The sequence below is a fragment of the Methylomonas rosea genome, assembly GCF_024505055.1.
Lineage (GTDB): Bacteria > Pseudomonadota > Gammaproteobacteria > Methylococcales > Methylomonadaceae > Methylomonas > Methylomonas rosea.
In genome coordinates, this window is the sequence record NZ_JANIBL010000154.1 from 1 (window position 1) to 730 (window position 730).

General features: G+C 55.1%; 2 protein-coding genes. Both read right to left on the minus strand.

Annotated elements, in window-relative coordinates:
- Positions 1-442 (minus strand): IS3 family transposase (locus NP589_RS21595; RefSeq protein ID WP_256608815.1); only part of this gene is annotated, 442 nt, incomplete at its 3' end.
- Positions 439-730, minus strand: a 292-nt coding sequence (locus NP589_RS21600) for a transposase (RefSeq protein ID WP_256608816.1), incomplete at its 5' end; no start/stop codon positions are given. The genes NP589_RS21595 and NP589_RS21600, both read right to left, overlap by 4 nt.

The window sequence follows — 730 nt, forward strand, 5'->3', positions numbered from 1 at the left end:
CCGCCAGATACAGCCAGCCGGTCAATGTGCGGATATACGTGATATCCGAGGCCCAGGCTCGGTTGGCCTCGGCTTGCTCAAACTGGCGATCCAACACGTTCTCGTACACCGGCAGATTGTGATTGCTGTCGGTGGTGTGCACGAACTTGGGTTTCCAGATCGGCTTGAGCTGAAGTTCCTTCATCAGGCTTCGTACGCGATATCTTCCGATCTCGATACCTTCTGACGCCAGTTCCTTGCGCAGGCGACGGCTACCATAGCATTGACCGTTCGCTTCGAACAGACTGCGCAGTCGAACCCGCGTACCACAAAGCCCTTGAGGCTGTCGAACTCGCCGCCGCGCCGCATACAGTCCCGAACGACTGAGGCCCAACAACTGACAACACTGCTTTACGGTGACGGCCTTCTCTACCATTAACTGCTGAATCAACTGGTGTTTCATCGCAGTTCCTTGGCAAAGAAGGCCGAAACCTTTTTTAGCAATTCGTTATCCGAACGCAATTGCCGATTTTCTAATTCCAGTTGCCGAATCCGCTGCTGATCAGGGGTTAACGGCTTGCCAATGCCCGGCTGACCGTTTTGTTCGGCCTTCACCTGCTTCAGCCAGCGCCGCACCGCCGTCTCACCCAGTTTGAGCTCCTGACAAACCTGAGCAACCGTCAGCCCCTGTTCCTGCACCATCTTCACCACTTGCAGCTTGAACGCCGCATCAAAACTTCGTCTTTCTCGT